This window comes from Pseudomonas sp. R19M, assembly GCF_050312585.1.
In the GTDB taxonomy this organism is placed as follows: domain Bacteria; phylum Pseudomonadota; class Gammaproteobacteria; order Pseudomonadales; family Pseudomonadaceae; genus Aquipseudomonas; species Aquipseudomonas palleroniana.
Genome location: NZ_JBNPJV010000033.1, coordinates 1 through 18,309 on the forward strand (window position 1 = coordinate 1; position 18,309 = coordinate 18,309).

Here is an 18,309-nt window from a genome sequence, read left to right on the forward strand (position 1 = left end):
TACACGCTGCTGTCAACACCTCTTTTTCTCCGCTTTCGACCGAGAAGATCGAACCGTTGATAGAGCCAAACAACACCACCCTATCAACTCCTTCTGGGCTTCGATGAATTGAAGCCTTTCGCTGCCTGAATCTTCGTAACTTCTTGTTTACCAAGGAGTTTTCAGTTTCGACTGCGCCGGAAGTGGGGCGAATTATAGACAGATACAATTTGCCGTCAACCGCTTTTTTTCACATTTCTGTCATATCAGCCAAAAAAGCCCCAAAAACACAAAGCCGGCCCAAAGGGCCGGCTTTCCGTTCACCTTACAAACTAGGGAAGGCAAACTGCGACGCTTCATGGCTGGCACGTTGCGGCCAACGCTGGGTGATCGCCTTGCGACGGGTATAGAAACGCACCCCGTCCGGCCCATAGGCATGCAAGTCGCCAAACAGCGAACGCTTCCAGCCTCCGAAGCTGTGATAGGCCACCGGCACCGGCAGTGGAACGTTTACGCCAACCATCCCCACTTCAATCTCATCACAGAACAAGCGTGCCGCTTCCCCATCACGGGTGAAGATGCAGGTGCCATTACCGTATTCGTGATCGTTGATCAGTTGCATCGCAGCTTCCAGGCTATTCACCCGGACCACACACAACACAGGCCCAAAGATCTCTTCTTTATAGATCCGCATCTCGGGGGTCACACGGTCAAACAGGCTGCCGCCCAGGAAGAAGCCTTCTTCATGCCCGGAAACACTCAGGCCACGACCATCCACCACCAGCTCGGCACCCGACGCCACACCGTCTTCTATATAACCACTGACCTTATCCCGTGCCTGGCCTGTCACCAACGGCCCCATATCCAGGCCACAAGAAGTGCCCGCACCAATCTTCAGCGCCTTGACCTGCGGCACCAGCTTGGCAATCAACGCGTCCGCCACCTGGTCGCCCACGCATACGGCCACCGAGATAGCCATGCAACGCTCGCCACAGGAACCATACGCCGCTCCCATCAAAGCACTGACGGCGTTGTCCAGATCGGCATCCGGCATCAGAACCGCATGGTTCTTCGCCCCACCCAGCGCTTGCACGCGCTTGCCACGCTTGGTGGCTTCGGCATAGATGTACTCGGCAATCGGAGTCGAGCCAACAAAGCTCAGGGCTTTTACTTCGGGTGCTTCGATCAGCGCATCCACTGCCCCCTTGTCCCCGTGCACCACGTTCAGCACGCCTTTTGGCAGACCCGCTTCTTGCAGCAGTTGCGCGATCAGCAACGTTGAACTCGGATCACGCTCCGACGGTTTCAGGATAAAACAGTTACCGCAGACGATCGCCAGCGGATACATCCACAATGGCACCATCGCAGGGAAGTTGAACGGGGTGATACCCGCAACCACACCCAGCGGCTGGAAGTCCGACCATGCATCAATGTTCGGCCCCACGTTGCGGCTGTATTCACCCTTGAGAATCTCCGGCGCCGAACAGGCGTACTCCACGTTCTCGATCCCGCGCTTCAGCTCACCTGCGGCGTCCTCCAGAGTCTTGCCGTGCTCTTCACTGATCAACTGCGAGATACGCGCCTCGTTCTGCTCCAGCAATTGCTTGAAACGAAACATCACCTGGGCACGCCTGGCTGGCGGGGTATTACGCCAGACCGGAAACGCAGCCTTGGCCGAGTCGATCGCCTGTTGAATGGTTTCGCGACTGGCCAATGGCACCTGGTGGATCACCTGGCCGGTAGACGGGTTGTACACATCGGCGCTACGACCGCTGTCATTGACCAGTTCACCGTTGATCAAGTGTTGGATAAGGCTCATGCAAGGCTCCTGAACGTTGTTCTATATAGAAGGAGAAATCAGTCGATCTTGTTCAGCACTTCGCCGACCGCGTCGAACAAGCGATCCAGATCCTGCGGCTTGCTGTTGAAGGTTGGCCCGAACTGCAGGGTGTCCCCGCCAAAGCGCACATAGAAACCAGCCTTCCACAAGGCCATACCGGCTTCGAATGGACGCACGATCGCATCACCGTCACGCGCGGCAATCTGGATAGCGCCGGCCAGGCCATAGTTGCGAATATCGATCACATTCTTGCTGCCCTTCAAACCATGCAGCGCATTCTCAAAGTGCGGGGCGACTTCAGCCACGCTCTGCACCAGGTTTTCCTTCTGCAACAAGTCCAGTGCCGCCAGGCCGGCTGCACAAGCCACCGGGTGCGCCGAGTAGGTGTAGCCGTGCGGGAACTCCACGGCGTACTCAGGCGTCGCCTGATTCATGAAGGTCTGATAGATCTCGCTGCTGGCAATCACTGCGCCCATCGGGATTGCGCCGTTGGTGACCTGTTTGGCGATGCACATCAGGTCCGGGGTCACTCCAAAGCTCTGCGCACCGAACATCGAGCCGGTACGGCCGAAACCGGTGATCACTTCATCGAAGACCAACAGGATGTTGTGCTGATCACAGATTTCACGCAGACGCTTCAGATACCCCTGAGGCGGCACCAGTACGCCAGCTGAGCCAGCCATCGGCTCGACAAATACAGCAGCGATGTTCGAGGCGTCGTGCAACTCGATCAATTTGAGCAGCTCATCGGCCAGCGCAATCCCACCCTGCTCCGGCATGCCACGGGAAAAAGCATTGCTCGCCAGCAAGGTGTGCGGCAGATGGTCAACGTCCATCATTGCCTGCCCAAACATCTTACGGTTGCCGTTGACGCCGCCCAGGCTGGTGCCGGCGATGTTCACACCGTGATAGCCACGGGCGCGGCCGATCATCTTGGTCTTGGTCGCCTGGCCCTTCAGGCGCCAGTAGGCGCGCACCATCTTCACCGCCGTATCGGCACACTCGGAGCCGGAGTCGGTGAAGAACACGTGGTTCAGGTTGCCCGGGGTCAGATCGGTGATCTTTTCCGCCAACTGAAAGGACAGTGGATGACCATATTGGAAGCCTGGGGAGTAATCCAGGGTACTCAATTGCTTGGCGACCGCCTCCTGAATCTCCTTGCGGGTGTGCCCTGCGCCGCAGGTCCACAAGCCCGACAACGAGTCGTACACCTTGCGGCCCTTGTCATCGGTCAACCAACTGCCTTCGGCAGCCACGATCAGGCGCGGGTCACGCTGGAAGTTACGGTTGGCGGTGTAAGGCATCCAGTGGGCATCCAACTTCAGTTGGCTGGCCAGGGACGAAGGGGCGTTTTCGGGCATGTTCATCAGCAAAACCTCGCAGGGCAAAAGGCAGCGTCGGGATTGGAAAGCACAGGTTGCAGCTAAGTTGCCACGGCGATAAAGTCGGTGAAATCCAACTCTTCTAACCTTCAGTCAGGCTTTTACTAAACTATGAGCAGCCGTCGCCCCGATCCCCTGGCCCAAGTCAGCGACTTCGATATTCGCCTGCTGCGCATTTTTCGCAGCGTGGTGGAATGCGGTGGCTTCTCGGCAGCTGAAACCGTGCTGGGCATTGGGCGCTCAGCCATCAGCCAACAAATGAGCGACCTGGAGCAACGCCTCGGCTTGAGGTTGTGCCAGCGCGGACGTGCCGGTTTTTCCCTGACGGAAGAAGGCCGCGAGGTTTATCAGTCGGCCCTGCAACTTTTGAGTGCCCTGGAAAGTTTCCGCACCGAGGTCAACGGCCTGCACCAGCATTTGCGCGGCGAGCTGATCATCGGTCTCACCGACAACCTGGTCACCCTGCCGCACATGCGCATCACCCATGCCCTGGCGCAGTTGAAAGAACGCGGCCCGGACGTGCAGATCCAGATCCGCATGATCGCGCCCAATGAGGTCGAACAAGGCGTGCTCGACGGCCGCCTGCATGTCGGCGTAGTCCCCCAGGCCAGCGCCCTCTCGGGGCTTGAATACCAACCGCTGTACAGCGAACGGTCGCTGCTTTACTGCGCGGTCGGCCACCCGCTGTTTTATGCCGACGACACGCTGCTGGACGACGCCCGCATCGACAGCCAGGACGCCATCGCCCCCACCTTCCGCCTGCCCGCCGAGATCCAGGCCCATTATCAGGCCCTCAACTGCACCGCCAGCGCATCGGACCGCGAAGGCATGGCGTTCCTGATCCTCACCGGGCGTTACATCGGTTATCTGCCCGACCACTACGCCAGCCTCTGGGTACAACAAGGCCGACTACGTGCGCTGAAACCGGCTACACGCTTTTACGATTTAAGCCTGGCATCGGTCACGCGCAAGGGCCGGCGCCCTCATTTGGTGCTGGAAAGCTTCCTCGAAAGCCTGGCCGCAACGCGCTAACTCGGGCCTCGCACAAAAAAGCTGAGCAACTGGACAGCTTTTTGCAAGAGAGCCAGGACCTTGAACCGTCCGCCTTGAGTTTGCCCGCCATGCCACCAGATTCCGCCAACACCAATGACCTGATCTACGGCCTCAACGACCGGCCAAAACCCGCTGCCGCCTGCCTGGCCGCCTTGCAACACGTGCTGGCCGCCTTCGTCGGCATCATCACCCCGCCGCTGATCATCGGCTCCACGTTGGGCCTGACCGCCCATTTGCCCTACCTGATCAGCATGGCGCTCATGGTCTCCGGTGTAGGGACCTTCATCCAGGCGCGTAGGCCGTTTGGGATAGGCGCCGGCATGATCTGCCTGCAAGGCACCAGTTTTGCGTTTCTCGGTGCGGTGCTGTCGGCGGGTTTCCTGGTCAAACAACGCGGCGGCAGCCCGGAGGACATCATGGCGATGATCTTCGGCGTGTGCTTTTTCGGCGCCGCGGTGCAGATTCTGTTGAGCCGTTTCATCGGCCAGTTGCGCCGGGTAATCACGCCGTTGGTGACCGGGATTGTCATCACGCTGATCGGCATCAGCCTGATCAAGGTGGGCATCACCGACCTGGGCGGAGGTTTCAACGCACCGGACTTCGGCGCTCCCGGCAATCTGGCCCTGGGCCTGTTCGTGGTGCTGACGATCATCCTGCTCAATCGCTCGAACACGCCGTGGGTGCGTCTCTCGGCGATCATCATCGGCCTGGCCCTCGGCAGCCTTGCGGCGTGGCTGAGCGGCAAGCTGGTCCCTCAAGCCCTGCCCGACTTGCCCGTGATCAGCTTGCCGATCCCGTTTCGCTTTGGTTTCAATTTCGACTGGAGCGCTTTCCTGCCGATCGCGCTGATTTACCTGATCAGCAGCATCGAAACCGTGGGTGACCTCACCGCCAATTGCATGATTGCCCGCCAACCTATCAGCGGCCCTTCTTATATAAGCCGACTCAAGGGTGGCGTATTGGGCGATGGTGTCAGTTGCATGATCGCCGCGACGTTCAGCGCCTTTCCCAACACCACCTTTGCCCAGAACAACGGCGTCATCCAGCTCACCGGCGTGGCCAGCCGCTACGTCGGTTTATACATAGGCGTCTTGCTGTTCTGTCTCGGTTTGTTTCCGCTGATTGGCGCCGTGCTGCAGCAAATCCCCAAGCCGGTGCTGGGCGGTGCAACCCTGGTGATGTTCGGCAGCGTGGCCGCCGCCGGTGTGCGCATCCTCGCCCAGGCGCCGCTGGACCGACGCAGCATGCTGATCATCGCCACCTCGTTTGGCGTGGGCCTGGGTATCGCCGCCCAACCCAACCTGCTGCATTTGATGCCGCCCCTGGTGCAGAACCTGTTCGACTCGGCCATCACCAGCGGCGGCCTGACCGCCATCCTGTTGTGCCTGTTATTGCCCGAAGCCAAAGCCACGCACATTGCCGCAAATCACACAGCGCAAAGCGACACGCTGTAACTGCTTTAAGGGTTTTATTGCATCGGGACTTGTCTGAGGCTTGAGGGTGGGTTATCTGTGCACACGTCGCCTCTATCGATCAGCACGGAAACCTCCATGAGCCTCGAAGTTCCTGCCCACAGCCACCACGCCGGCAAGCCCGCCAGCCGCATTCGACAAAAGAACGAACAAGCGATTCTTCAAGCAGCTGAAGATGAGTTCGCGCGCCACGGCTACAAAGGCACCAGCATGAACACTATCGCCTCGAGTGCCGGGCTGCCCAAGGCCAACTTGCATTACTATTTCACCAACAAACTGGGCCTGTATATCGCCGTGCTCAGCAACATCCTCGAACTGTGGGACAGCACCTTCAACGCGCTGACCGCCGAGGACGACCCGGCGGTGGCCCTTACCCGCTACATCCGCACCAAGATGGAATTTTCCCGGCGACACCCGCAAGCCTCGCGGATCTTCGCCATGGAGATCATCAGTGGCGGTGAATGCCTGACCGAATACTTCAGCCAAGACTACCGCGCCTGGTTCAGCGGCCGGGCGGCGGTGTTCCAGGCCTGGATCGAGGCAGGCAAGATGGACCCCATCGACCCCGTGCACCTGATCTTCCTGCTGTGGGGCAGCACCCAGCACTATGCCGACTTCGCAACGCAAATCTGCCGCGTGACCGGCCGTACCAAGCTGACCAAGCAGGATATGGAAGACGCCGGCACCAACCTGATCCATATCATTCTCAAAGGCTGTGGCATCAAGCCAGCCCTCTGAACGAAGCGACTTATGCCTTTCACGCTCACCGGCCTTTGCGAATTTCGTGAAGAAATCCGCAAAAGCCGCTTTATCACTCTCGCCGCGCCGATCACCTGCCCGCAGGACGCCCAGGCGTTCTTCGAGCAACACAGCGACCTCAACGCCACGCACAACTGTTGGGCCTGGAAGCTCGCCGATCAGTACCGTAGCAATGACGATGGCGAACCAGGCGGCACGGCCGGGCGGCCGATCCTGGCGGCTATCGAAGCCCAGGGGTTTGATCAGGTCGCCGTGCTGGTGATTCGCTGGTACGGCGGTATCCAGTTGGGTACAGGCGGCCTGGCCCGTGCCTATGGGGGTGGCGCGAACAAATGCCTGCAGAATGCCGAGCGCATCGAACTGATCAGCCGTGTACCGCTTAGCTGTGCCTGCGGGTTCTCCGAGTTGAACCTGGTGAAACTGCGCGTCGCCGATCTGGGCGGCTTGGTGGTGGACGAACACTTCACCGCCAATGGCGTCGAACTGCAGCTCGCACTGGGCGAGGCTCACATCGATACCCTGCAAACCCAACTCGCCGACCTCAGCCGTGGGCGCATCCTGCTACAACGTTGAAACTGCCCACATGTACTGTGCACCTGCCTGTGGATAACCTGAGCACATCGACCTGTAACCCTTCTGTCACAAGGGGTTGCGAGCACTGTACGTTTTTTGCTCAACCACACTTGATCCCATTTGCCCAAGCCTGGGGTAATGTGGTCAGCCGAATTCACTGAACCGCGACTCCAAAGGAAGCCTTCATGTCTACGCCAAAAACCGCATTGATCATCGGCGCCTCGCGCGGGCTGGGCCTTGGCCTGGTCAAGCAATTGCTTCAGGACGGCTGGGACGTGACCGCCACCGTGCGTGATCCGAACAAGGCCGATGCCCTGAAAGCATTGGGCCCGGTGCATATCGAGAAGCTGGATATGGATGATCAACAAGCCGTGATCGCCTTGAGCCAGCGCCTCAAGGACCGCACCTTCGACCTGCTGTTCGTCAATGCCGGCGTCAAGGGCCCGGCCAATCAGGAGCCGGGCCACGCCACACTGGCAGAAGTCGGCCAATTGTTCTTCACCAACGCCGTGGCGCCGATCAACCTGGCCCAACGCTTTGTCGGGCGGATCCGTCAGGACAGTGGCGTACTGGCGTTCATGAGTTCGGTGCTGGGCAGCGTGACCATTCCCGACGGCTCGGACCTGGCGCTGTACAAAGCCAGCAAAGCCGCGCTCAACTCCATGACCAACAGCTTCATCACTCAACTCGGCGATCACAAGCTCACCGTGCTGTCGCTGCACCCGGGCTGGGTGAAGACCGACATGGGCGGGGAAGACGCGCACATCGATGTCGACACCAGCGTACGCGGCCTGGTGGACCAGGTGAACGCCTACACCGGCAAAGGCGGCCATCACTTCATCGACTACAAGGGCGATACCATCGCCTGGTAAACCCTGTGGAGCGTTATCGACCGATTGCGGCCGATAACGCTCCACGCGTAGACTGCCTCCTCGCCTTCACCGGCGACCCTGGATCAGCAGACAGGGCAACACTGAGCTGGCAAACCTGAACCCATCATTCAGAGGAGCCGGCCAATGCCTGCGACCCGTATCTGGTTAAAAACCCCCCTCGCAATTTTCACTGCCAACGGCCTCGACGCCCGTGGCGGCCTGGTGCTGCAAGACGGCGTGATTGCCGAACTGCTGGCTCCAGGGCAAGAGCCCGCGCAGCCCTGTGCACAGGTGTTCGATGCTCGCGAACATGTCGTTCTTCCCGGGCTGATCAACACCCACCACCACTTCTACCAGACCTTGACCCGCGCCTGGGCGCCCGTGGTCAATCAGCCGTTGTTCCCATGGCTGAAAACCCTCTACCCGGTCTGGGCGCGACTGACTCCGGAAAAACTCGCGCTGGCGTCCAAGGTCGCGCTGGCCGAATTGCTGCTCTCGGGCTGCACCACGGCAGCGGATCACCACTACCTGTTCCCCGACGGCCTGGAAAACGCCATCGACGTGCAAGTGCAGAGCGTGCGTGAACTGGGTATGCGCGCCATGCTGACCCGCGGTTCCATGAGCCTGGGCGAAGCCGACGGTGGGCTGCCACCGCAGCAGACCGTCCAACAGGGCCAAGTGATCCTCGAAGACAGCCAACGCCTGATCCACACCTACCACGAGCGTGGCGAGGGCGCGCAGATCCAGATAGCCCTGGCGCCCTGCTCGCCGTTTTCCGTCACCCCGCAAATCATGCAAGCCAGCGCCGAACTGGCCGACACGCTCGACGTCCGCCTGCATACGCACCTGGCGGAAACCCTGGATGAAGAAGACTTCTGCCTGCAACGTTTCGGCCTGCGCACCGTGGACTATCTCGACAGTGTCGGTTGGCTCGGCCCGCGCACGTGGCTGGCCCACGGCATCCATTTCAACCCCGACGAGATCGCACGCCTGGGTGCCGCCGGCACCGGTATCTGCCATTGCCCCAGTTCAAATATGCGCCTGGCCTCGGGTATCTGCCCCACCCTGGACCTGCTCGCCGCTGGCGCGCCCATTGGCCTGGGCGTGGACGGTTCTGCGTCCAACGATGCGTCGAACATGATCCTTGAGGCCCGTCAGGCCCTGTATATCCAACGCCTGCGTTATGGTGCGGAAAAAATCACCCCTGAAGGCGTGCTGGGCTGGGCCACCAAAGGCTCGGCGCAATTGCTTGGGCGTACGGATATCGGTGAGTTGGCGGTCGGGAAGCAGGCCGACCTGGCGCTGTTCAAGCTCGATGAACTGCGTTTTTCCGGCAGCCACGACCCGATCTCGGCGCTGCTGTTGTGCGGCGCGGATCGTGCAGATCGGGTCATGGTCGGCGGCCAATGGCGGGTCATCGACGGCCAGGTCGAGGGCCTGGATCTGAAAGGCTTGATTGCCGATCACACCCAGGCGGCACGGCAGTTGATCGCCGGCTGATTACAAACCCAACAGCGACAACATGATAAAGGTCGCGAACAACACGAAATGGGTCATCCCTTCGATGGCGTTGGTTTCGCCATCGTTGAGGTTGATCGCGCTGACGATCAGCGTGATAAACACCATCACCGTTTGCACGGGCGTCATCGCCATCTGAAACGGCTGGCCGGTGTAGAGCGCCATGGCCTCCATTACCGGCACAGTCAGGATCACCGTCGATAACGAAGCGCCCAACGCGATGTTCACCACCGACTGCATGCGGTTGGCCAAGGCGGCGCGCAACGCGGTGAGGATTTCCGGCGCGGCCGAAATGGCCGCGACTACGATCGCCGTAATCACCGGCGGCGCGCCCGTGCCTTCCAGGCCCAGGTCGAGGGTCTTGGACATCACCTCGGCCAATGCGCCAATCACAATCACCCCAAACACCAACGTACCGATGGAGAACGCCAGATTGATCGGCGGCTCCTGGTGTTCTTCCGGCTGTTTCTTACGACGCTTTTCCGGGTAGCTGTAGCTGAAGAAATAACTGTGCGGCCCCACCTGCATGCGCAGGAACAAGGTGTAGAGCAACACCATCGCGCCAATGGTAAACGCCGAGTAGATTTTCCAGTCAGCTTCGGGGATAAATTCCGGCACCACCATCGACACCCCCATGGCGGTGAGGATCATCACGCTGTAGGTGCGCGCCGAATCGTCATTGTAGGACTGCTCCCCGTGCTTGATGCCGCCCATCAGCGCGGCCAGGCCGAGGATGCCGTTGATGTCGAGCATCACCGCCGAATAGATGGTGTCGCGCACCAGGGTGGGCGACGGCTCGTTGCTCATCATGATCGCCAGGATCACCACTTCCACCAGCACGGCGGCCAGGGTCAGGATCATGGTGCCGTAGGGGTCGCCGACCTTTTCCGCCAATTGTTCGGCGTGATGGGCCACGCGCATCGAAGCCATTACGATAAAAACGATCAGGGCCAGGCCGGCGAGCAACGCGACCATTTGTCCGCTGTGGAGCATCCAGTGCTCCAGCGGGTAGGCGGCGATGGCGGCAACCAGCGCCAGGAGCATGAATTTTTCTTGCTTGAGGGATGTGAGCATTCCGGGCCTTATCAAACAGCTAATCAGTCATTGATGGGGTAAAGACTACGGCACATCGCTAATGTTTCGTTACACCTTAGTTCACACAGCTCTGGCGTGAACAAAGCAAAACTCTCCTGCTGGTCAGGTTTTGCCAAATATTTCGTCCATGGCCTGTAGAATGCCGCCATTGCACCTGATGAGAAACTAGACATGTACGATTGGCTCAACGCCCTGCCCAAGGCTGAACTGCACCTGCACCTGGAAGGCTCGCTGGAGCCTGAGTTGCTGTTCGCCCTGGCCGAGCGCAACAAGATTGCGCTGCCGTGGAACGACGTCGAAACCCTGCGCAAGGCTTACGCCTTCAACAACCTGCAGGAATTTCTCGACCTGTATTACAAGGGCGCCGACGTGCTGCGCACCTCCCAGGACTTCTACGACCTGACCTGGGCCTACCTGCTGCGCTGCAAAGCACAGAACGTGATCCACACCGAACCCTTCTTCGACCCGCAAACCCATACCGACCGTGGTGTGCCGTTCGAAGTGGTGCTCAACGGCATCGCCGCCGCACTGAAAGATGGTGAGCAGCAACTGGGGATCACCAGCGGTTTGATCTTGAGCTTCCTGCGCCACCTGAGCGAAGCCGAGGCCGAGAAAACCCTCGACCAGGCCCTGCCGTTCCGTGATGCATTCGTGGCCGTGGGCCTGGACAGTTCGGAGATGGGTCACCCGCCGAGCAAGTTCCAGCGCGTGTTCGACCGTGCCCGCCACGAAGGCTTCCTCACCGTGGCCCACGCGGGTGAAGAAGGCCCGCCCGAGTACATCTGGGAAGCCATCGACCTGCTGAAAATCCAGCGTATCGACCATGGCGTGCGGGCCATCGAAGACGAGCGCCTGATGCAGCGCATCATCGACGAGCAGATCCCATTGACCGTGTGCCCGCTGTCCAACACCAAACTGTGTGTGTTCGACGACATGGCCCAGCACAACATCCTCGACATGCTTGAGCGTGGCGTGAAGGTGACGGTTAACTCGGATGACCCGGCGTACTTCGGCGGTTATGTCACCGAGAACTTCCACGCGCTGTACACCTCGCTGGGCATGACCCAGGACCAGGCCAAGCGCCTGGCACAGAACAGCCTGGATGCGCGCCTGGTAAAGCCATAACGGAGTAAATGCGGCTCGACAGGTGAGAGGGGGCTGCCCCCCTCTCACACTGTGCTCATCAACTTCAGGCTTGCGTCAGCTCTTCCAGAGTCTTGCCCTTCGTCTCCATCCCGAATACCCACACCACCAGCGCCGCCACTGCAAAGCACAGCGCGCCCAAGGCAAACACCCCGCCCTGCCCGGTAACCGGGAACACCAACCCCGTCACCAACGGCCCCAGCAATGAGCCGACCCGACCAATCGCCGAGGCGAACCCCGAGCCGGTCGCCCGTGCCGAGGTGGGATACAACTCCGGCGTGTAGGTGTACAGCACCGCCCACATGCCAAACAGAAAGAACTGCATCAATAAACCCGAGGTGATCAGCAAACCGACATTGCCGCCGAATACCGCGCTCTGCCCATACACAAACGCCATCACCCCGCCGCCGAGCAAGGTCACCACGCACACCGGCTTACGCCCCCAGCGCTCCACCAACCAGGCGGCCATCAGGAACCCGGGGATGCCGCCCAGGGAAATGATCACGGTGTAATACACCGACTGGGTCACCGCAAAACCTGACTGCTGCAGCAATGCACTCAGCCACGAAGTCAGGCCGTAAAAACCGAGCAAGGCAAAGAACCAGACGCACCAGATCATCATCGTGCGCTGGCGATACTGCGCCGACCACAACTGCTGGAATGCCGAAAAAAACGTCCCCGGCGTGCTTTCCACGCGTGGCAGGCGGATCGGCTCCGGCAAATCGACGCGGCCCAATGAAGCACGCACGTTCTGTTCGATACCCTGCAAGACCTGGTCGGCAGCCGCATGCCGCCCGGCCTGCTCCAGCCAACGCGGCGACTCCGGGATAAAAAACCGAATCGCCAGTACAAACACCGCCGGCACCGCCAATACCAGGAAGATGTCACGCCAGCCAATCACCGGCAGCAGGAAGTAAGACAGCACACCCGCCGCCACAAACCCCAGCGGCCAGAAGCCATCCATCAACGCAATGTACCGACCACGCCCCTTGGCCGGAATCAGCTCCGACAGCATCGACTGGGCAATCGGGAATTCCATGCCCATGCCGATCCCCAGCAAGATGCGAAACAACGTCAGCATCTCCAGCGTCTGCGCCGTGGAACACAGGTAGCTGGCAATGCCCCATAACACGATGCTCCACTGGAACACCGGCTTACGGCCAAAGCGATCAGCCAACATGCCCGACAACGAGGCGCCGACCACCATGCCGAAAAAGCTCGAACTGGCCAGTAACCCGGCCTGGGCCGTGCTCAGGCCAAACTCGGTTTTGATGGAACCTAACAGGAAGGTCATCATCGCCAAGTCCATGGAGTCGAAGAAAAACGCCAGGGCGATAATGATAAAGATGATTCGGTGGTAGCCGCTGATGGGCAACCGTTCCAGACGCTCCGCCGCGCTATAGCCCTGTAAACCCATGCCGCACCCCCAGTATGAAAATCCCTCGGTCAGTGTGCGGCATCATTGGCGCGGGTTATTGCTGGATGCGACCTGATCGAAACCCTGAACGACGCCGGCCCACGGGCGTCAGGGTTGCTCGGGCGCCGCGATCAACAGGATGTGTGCAAGCCCGACGTCGTTCACCAACAAGGCCCGAAACTCGTTGATCACACTGATCCAGTTCGACTGCAGGAACAGTTGCAGCAGCCCCACGCCCAAGGCGCCACCCAAGTGGGGTTGTGGCTGGCTCCAGTCGAAACAGTCGCAGACCAGCGGCGACGCCAGCGCCTGAGTAAAAATACCCAGGTCTGCCAGGCATTGCGCGCCCTTGACCGTGACCTCGATGCGTTGTTCGTGACGCTCAATCCAGCCCGCCGCCAACATGCGCTGATACAACCCCGCCGCCAACTCCCCACCGAGGTGCCCATGGCACAACCGGGCACGGCGCAACAGCGGCGGCGCCACCAACGCCGGTGGCGAAACAGACGGGCGGCTACGGGCGGCGCTGGCCATGGTGGTACTGGCCAGCGCGTCGATGGCGGCACTCACATCGGCAGCCGCCACACGAAACAGGCGCTTGCCGCGTCGGGCCTCGGTGAGCAGCAGGCCGCTTGCGGTCAGCCGAGCCAAATGGGCGTTGGCCGACGCGGCGGACAACCCGGTGAGCAGCGCCAACTCCTCTGAAGATTTCACGGAACCGTCCATCAAGGCCCAGAGCATGGCCGTACGTTTAGGCTCGGCGAGCAAGCTGGCGATCTGACTGATGCAAGGTGCTTCTTCCACGTATTCACTCCCTGTTGAATCATTTATCTGCTGCGGTTGGCGCCAAAGTATAGGTGCGCACCCCGCACGCACCGCCGGGTCTGACGCTGCAGATAGGGACAGGATCTGAGTGAAATTTCCTGCTGTGGTGGAAGCTATTGCCCAGGGTTCAAGCGCTCCGACCATTGCGCAGTCAATGTCGCACAACGGGATACCAGCATTTCCCGCAGCAAGTTGATCGGCTTGCTCAATTGCGCACGGTGGGCACATAGCAGGTTGAGCGGTGTGCGCTCCCCCCGCAGCTCCGGCAGGATCACCCGCAAACGCCCGGCCAGCACATCCGTGCTCACGTCCAACCAGGACTTGTAGGCAATGCCGACACCCGCGACAGCCCAGCGACGAACGACGTCGGCATCGTCACTGAAACGGTCGCCGGCCACCGTCAGGCTCACTTCACGCCGGCCGTCGTGAAAACTCCAGCGATCGTGGACTCGGCTGCCGAGCATATAGAGCAGGCAATTATGCTGGGCCAGTTGCTCCAGGTGCCGGGGCTCGCCATGCCGGGCGAGGTAGCTGGGGGCGGCACACAGCACGCGAACATTGTCCGGGGCGATGGGCAGTGCAATCAGGCTCGAATCCTCGGGCTCGCCGTAGCGCAAGGCAATATCGACAGGCTGGCGGAACAGGTCGGCAATGCGATCGCCCAGCAACAGGCGCACCGCCAGTTGCGGGTATTCACGCTGGAACTCATCCAGCCATGGCAACAGCTGGTTACGCCCGAAGTCCGAGGGCGCCGACAATTGCAACACGCCGCTGACATGGTCCTGGCCACTGGCCAATAAGCGCCGTCCTTCGTCCAGCGAACTCAATGCGGCACGGGCGTATTCCAGGAAACCTTCACCTTCGGCGGTCAACCGCAGGCTGCGCGTCGAGCGCGCCAACAAGCGCGTGCCCAGTTGCTGTTCGATGCGCTTGAGCGCAGCGCTGGCCACCGCAGGCGACAGGTCCATGACCCTCGCCGCGGCAGACAGGCTGCCCAGGTCCGCCGCGCGCACAAACAGCTGCAAATCATCGAAGCGCAGCATGTGTTCTCGCTCATTATCAAAAATTTATTGAAACAGCCTGCTGTTTTAGCCGCTTTTTCCTTCACGGGAAATAGCCAATCATCTATCCACCGCTTATCACGTGCCAGGAGTTGAGTATGTCTGCCGCCTTTAATGTCATTGCCACGCTGGTTGCCAAACCCGGCCAACAGGCCACGCTGGAAACCCTGCTGCGCGGCCTGCTGGAACCGACCCGCCTCGAAGCCGGTTGCGAGCAGTACGACCTGCACCAGGACCTGCAACACCCCGAAACTTTCTACATGCTCGAACGTTGGAGCGACGATGCGGCGCTGGCCGACCACGACCAGAGTGCACATATCCAGAGTTTCCGCGCCAAAGCCGCGGATGTCCTCGAACACTTCGAACTCAAGCGCCTGAAATTTCTCGCCTGATTGCCGCCCTTTTCCGGAGCCCCCATGAAAGCCATTGCCTACTACGCCTCACTGCCGATCAACGATCCCCAATCCCTGCAAGACATCGAACTGCCGGAGCCCGTCGCCGGCCCACGCGACTTGCTGGTAGAAGTCAAAGCCATCTCGGTCAACCCGGTGGACACCAAGGTGCGCCACAACGTCGCCCCGGAAAATGGCGCCGCCAAGGTGCTGGGCTGGGACGTGGCCGGTGTGGTCAAGGCGGTCGGCAGCGACGTGACGCTGTTCAAGGCCGGCGACAAAGTGTTCTACGCCGGTTCGCTGGTGCGCCCGGGTGGCAACAGTGAGCTGCACACGGTGGATGAGCGCATCGTCGGGCATATGCCCAAGAGCCTGGGTTTCGCCGAAGCCGCCGCGCTGCCGCTGACCGCCATCACCGCCTGGGAGCTGCTGTTCGAGCGCCTGCAAATCCGTGAAGGTCAGGAAGACCAGGGCCAGAGCTTGCTGATCGTTGGCGCGGCCGGTGGCGTAGGTTCGATCCTGACCCAACTGGCCAGCCGGCTCACCGCGCTGAAAGTCATCGGCACGGCCTCGCGCCCCGAGACTCAGGAATGGGCCAAGGCGCTGGGCGCCGATCTGGTGGTCGACCACAGCCAACCACTGAGCGAAGCCTTGAAAGCCGCCGGCCACCCGCAGGTGACCCACGTTGCCAGCCTGACCCAGACCGACCATCACCTGGACCAACTGGTCGAGGCCCTGCTACCTCAAGGCAAGCTGGCGCTGATCGACGACCCCAAGGCGCTGGACGTGAGCAAGCTCAAGCGCAAGAGCCTGTCGCTGCATTGGGAGTTCATGTACACCCGCTCGATGTTCGAGACCCCTGACATGATCGAACAACACAACCTGCTCAATCGCGTCGCTCAACTGATCGATGCCGGCACCTTGAAAACCACGGTCGGCGAACACTTCGGCGTGATCAACGCAGCGAACCTGCGACGCGCCCACGCCCTGCTGGAAAGCGGCAAGGCCAAGGGCAAGATCGTGCTCGAAGGGTTCTGAATAACAGCGGTCGGAGGCGTCCATTATTCACGTGGGTAATGGACGACACCATTAGTCCGAGAGTTGATCTTTGTCATATTTACGCGCGCATTCGGGTTTATATTGGCCGCCTTTGCCACGATTCTTTTACGTGAGGAAGTCAGCAATGAAGATCCTGATAAAAGCGTTAGCAAAATCCCAATGGGAAGTCCGCCTGGACCAAAAAGCCATTACCTTTCGCAGTGAGGCCGAAGCCCGAGCTTTTGCCGACACCCTGAAAGCCCGAATCCAGGCGCCCCACCACATTCCCCTCAGCCAGCAGCACTACGCCGCCGGCTGATCCGCACGTCAGACCTGCGCCTGCATGGCCCTGGCCCGTTGCAGGCGCTGGGTCGACACCGCCACCGTCACCGCCAAGACACCGCACAAGCTGATGACCATCGCCATCGGCATGGCCGTGCCGTCGTGCAACACGCCGACCAACGAAGCAGCCCCCGCCGCCACACCAAACTGAATGCAGCCGAGCAACGCCGACGCACTGCCGGCCCGCGCCCCCTGCCCGGCCATGGCACAGGCCGAGGTGTTGGGCAAAATGCAACCCAGGCTTGCGATGCAAATGAACAGCGGCACCAGCAATGGCCACAACGCTTCGGTACGCAACGCGGCGATACCGAGCAAAGTCAACGCCGCCAGCACGTACACCCACACCGTACGCGACAACAGAAACGCCGGGCCGCGCTTGGACAGCAGCCGTGCATTGAGTTGCGCCACCAGAATGAAACCTGCGGCATTGGAACCGAACAGCCAGCCGTAATGCTCCGGGGCCACGCCATAGAGCTTGATGAACACGAACGGTGAACCGGCGATGTAGGCAAACATCCCGGCAATCGAGATCCCCCCGGTAAGGGCGTAGCCGAGGTAGACCCGATCCGACAGCAGAGCACCGTAGCGGCGCAGCGAGCCGGAGAGCGGCTGGCGCGGCTTGTCGGCCGGAAAGGTTTCCGGCAATCCGACCGCGACAGCCAGGGCCGCCATCACGCTGAACATCGATAGCGCCAAAAAGATCGACTGCCAGCCCCACAGGCCGACCATCACCCCGCCCGCCAACGGCGCGAGGATGGGTGCCAGGCCGGTCACCAGCATCAGTTGCGAATACACCTTGGCCGAGCCCACGGCATCACATTTGTCGCTGACCACCGCACGGGAAATCACCATGCCCGCACATCCGCCGAGGGCTTGGACGAAACGCGCACCGATCAGCCACTCCAGCGACGGCGCATAGGCGCACGCGAATGAGGCCAGGGTGAACAAGGTCACACCGCTGAGCAGTGGGCCGCGTCGGCCAAACCGGTCCGCCAGCGGACCGTAGATCAATTGGCCGATGGCCAAGCCGCCGAAATACACCGCCAGGGTCAGCTGGATATGCTTCTCGTCGGTCGCGAAGGCCGTGGCCATAGCCGGAAAGCCGGGCAAGTAGAAATCGATCGCCAACGGCGCAAAGGCGCTCAAGGCGCCCAGAATCAGGATTATGCGGAGGTTCATCAGACACCCAAGTGAGTCGGCAGCTCGACAGTCTAGCCGCGCTTGGGTGTCATGAACATTAAGTTAGCTCGCTAACTATCAGAAAATTCAAGCGAGCCTGGCGCTGTAGCCTTCCTCACTGATCAGGCTGATCACCTGCTCGGCAGACAAACGGCTTTCAACCCCGACTTCCTTGGCCGCCAGGTCGACCTTCACACTCGCCGCCGGGTCCTGGCTTTGCACCGCCTGGGTCACGGCCCGGACGCAATGGCCACAGGTCATTCCTTCAACACTGAATACTTGCATGATATTTCTCCTTCAACGAGGTAGGCAGTAGTGAGCGGGCTTGTCCCGCGCTGGGGGGCGAAGCCGCCCCAACAAGGGCGCCGC

The 18,309-nt window shown here is 60.6% G+C and carries 18 protein-coding genes; 10 read left to right on the forward strand and 8 right to left on the reverse strand.

Annotated elements, in window-relative coordinates; all coding sequences use genetic code 11:
* Positions 1 to 304 precede the first annotated feature (304 nt).
* Positions 305 to 1,798, reverse strand: a complete 1,494-nt coding sequence (locus tag ACQRBT_RS05840; RefSeq protein WP_412047700.1) for a CoA-acylating methylmalonate-semialdehyde dehydrogenase — start codon at positions 1,796 to 1,798, stop codon at positions 305 to 307.
* Positions 1,799 to 1,836: 38 nt separating this feature from the next.
* Positions 1,837 to 3,186, reverse strand: a complete 1,350-nt coding sequence (locus ACQRBT_RS05845; RefSeq protein WP_060755746.1) for an aspartate aminotransferase family protein — start codon at positions 3,184 to 3,186, stop codon at positions 1,837 to 1,839.
* Between the two features lie 126 nt (positions 3,187 to 3,312).
* Here ACQRBT_RS05845 and ACQRBT_RS05850 point away from each other — a divergent pair, with 126 nt between their 5' ends.
* From ACQRBT_RS05850 to ACQRBT_RS05875, 6 genes are all read left to right on the forward strand, one after another.
* Positions 3,313 to 4,233, forward strand: a complete 921-nt coding sequence (locus ACQRBT_RS05850; protein ID WP_060755745.1) for a LysR family transcriptional regulator — start codon at positions 3,313 to 3,315, stop codon at positions 4,231 to 4,233.
* An 89-nt stretch (positions 4,234 to 4,322) separates the two neighbouring features.
* Positions 4,323 to 5,708: a uracil-xanthine permease family protein gene (locus ACQRBT_RS05855; RefSeq protein WP_412047699.1), complete on the forward strand. Its 1,386-nt coding sequence runs from the start codon at positions 4,323 to 4,325 to the stop codon at positions 5,706 to 5,708.
* 96 nt (positions 5,709 to 5,804) lie between these two features.
* Positions 5,805 to 6,464 (forward strand): TetR/AcrR family transcriptional regulator, encoded by a 660-nt coding sequence (locus ACQRBT_RS05860; RefSeq protein ID WP_060755744.1) that lies wholly within the window; start codon positions 5,805 to 5,807, stop codon positions 6,462 to 6,464.
* A gap of 12 nt (positions 6,465 to 6,476) precedes the next feature.
* The gene (locus ACQRBT_RS05865) at positions 6,477 to 7,058 is read left to right on the forward strand and encodes an IMPACT family protein (protein WP_412047698.1); all 582 of its coding nucleotides are present in this window, start codon (positions 6,477 to 6,479) and stop codon (positions 7,056 to 7,058) included.
* Positions 7,059 to 7,243: 185 nt separating this feature from the next.
* Positions 7,244 to 7,930 (forward strand): SDR family oxidoreductase, encoded by a 687-nt coding sequence (locus ACQRBT_RS05870; protein WP_090366992.1) that lies wholly within the window; start codon positions 7,244 to 7,246, stop codon positions 7,928 to 7,930.
* A 144-nt stretch (positions 7,931 to 8,074) separates the two neighbouring features.
* Positions 8,075 to 9,430: an 8-oxoguanine deaminase gene (locus tag ACQRBT_RS05875; protein ID WP_412047697.1), complete on the forward strand. Its 1,356-nt coding sequence runs from the start codon at positions 8,075 to 8,077 to the stop codon at positions 9,428 to 9,430.
* Here ACQRBT_RS05875 and ACQRBT_RS05880 read toward each other — a convergent pair whose 3' ends face one another.
* Positions 9,431 to 10,522 carry a calcium:proton antiporter gene (locus tag ACQRBT_RS05880; protein ID WP_412047696.1) on the reverse strand — a complete coding sequence of 364 codons (1,092 nt, stop codon included), beginning with the start codon at positions 10,520 to 10,522 and terminating at the stop codon, positions 9,431 to 9,433.
* A gap of 192 nt (positions 10,523 to 10,714) precedes the next feature.
* Between ACQRBT_RS05880 and ACQRBT_RS05885 the strand changes: the two genes are divergently transcribed.
* A complete protein-coding gene (locus ACQRBT_RS05885) occupies positions 10,715 to 11,668 on the forward strand; it encodes an adenosine deaminase (protein ID WP_043051475.1) in 954 nt (317 codons plus the stop codon).
* Positions 11,669 to 11,732: 64 nt separating this feature from the next.
* On the opposite strand, the gene ACQRBT_RS05890 is transcribed toward ACQRBT_RS05885, so the two are convergent.
* From ACQRBT_RS05890 to ACQRBT_RS05900, 3 genes are all read right to left on the reverse strand, one after another.
* Entirely contained in the window at positions 11,733 to 13,103 is a 1,371-nt protein-coding gene (locus ACQRBT_RS05890; RefSeq protein WP_412047695.1) for an MFS transporter, read from the reverse strand.
* Positions 13,104 to 13,211: 108 nt separating this feature from the next.
* Complete coding sequence (locus ACQRBT_RS05895) at positions 13,212 to 13,907, reverse strand: ArsR/SmtB family transcription factor (RefSeq protein ID WP_412047694.1); 696 nt, start codon at positions 13,905 to 13,907, stop codon at positions 13,212 to 13,214.
* Positions 13,908 to 14,041: 134 nt separating this feature from the next.
* The gene (locus ACQRBT_RS05900; protein WP_060755736.1) at positions 14,042 to 14,971 is read right to left on the reverse strand and encodes a LysR family transcriptional regulator; all 930 of its coding nucleotides are present in this window, start codon (positions 14,969 to 14,971) and stop codon (positions 14,042 to 14,044) included.
* Positions 14,972 to 15,087: 116 nt separating this feature from the next.
* On the opposite strand from ACQRBT_RS05900, the gene ACQRBT_RS05905 reads away from it, so the two are divergent.
* From ACQRBT_RS05905 to ACQRBT_RS05915, 3 genes are all read left to right on the forward strand, one after another.
* Complete coding sequence (locus ACQRBT_RS05905) at positions 15,088 to 15,381, forward strand: putative quinol monooxygenase (protein ID WP_060755735.1); 294 nt, start codon at positions 15,088 to 15,090, stop codon at positions 15,379 to 15,381.
* Positions 15,382 to 15,405: 24 nt separating this feature from the next.
* Positions 15,406 to 16,419, forward strand: a complete 1,014-nt coding sequence (locus tag ACQRBT_RS05910) for a zinc-binding alcohol dehydrogenase family protein (protein ID WP_060755734.1) — start codon at positions 15,406 to 15,408, stop codon at positions 16,417 to 16,419.
* Between the two features lie 145 nt (positions 16,420 to 16,564).
* Positions 16,565 to 16,738 (forward strand): hypothetical protein, encoded by a 174-nt coding sequence (locus ACQRBT_RS05915; RefSeq protein ID WP_162843517.1) that lies wholly within the window; start codon positions 16,565 to 16,567, stop codon positions 16,736 to 16,738.
* Positions 16,739 to 16,746: 8 nt separating this feature from the next.
* Here the strand turns inward: ACQRBT_RS05915 and ACQRBT_RS05920 are convergent, their stop codons facing one another.
* Both ACQRBT_RS05920 and ACQRBT_RS05925 read right to left on the reverse strand, forming a co-directional pair.
* Positions 16,747 to 17,940, reverse strand: a complete 1,194-nt coding sequence (locus tag ACQRBT_RS05920) for a multidrug effflux MFS transporter (RefSeq protein WP_090366998.1) — start codon at positions 17,938 to 17,940, stop codon at positions 16,747 to 16,749.
* An 87-nt stretch (positions 17,941 to 18,027) separates the two neighbouring features.
* Positions 18,028 to 18,225 carry a heavy-metal-associated domain-containing protein gene (locus ACQRBT_RS05925; RefSeq protein WP_060755732.1) on the reverse strand — a complete coding sequence of 66 codons (198 nt, stop codon included), beginning with the start codon at positions 18,223 to 18,225 and terminating at the stop codon, positions 18,028 to 18,030.
* Positions 18,226 to 18,309 lie beyond the last annotated feature (84 nt).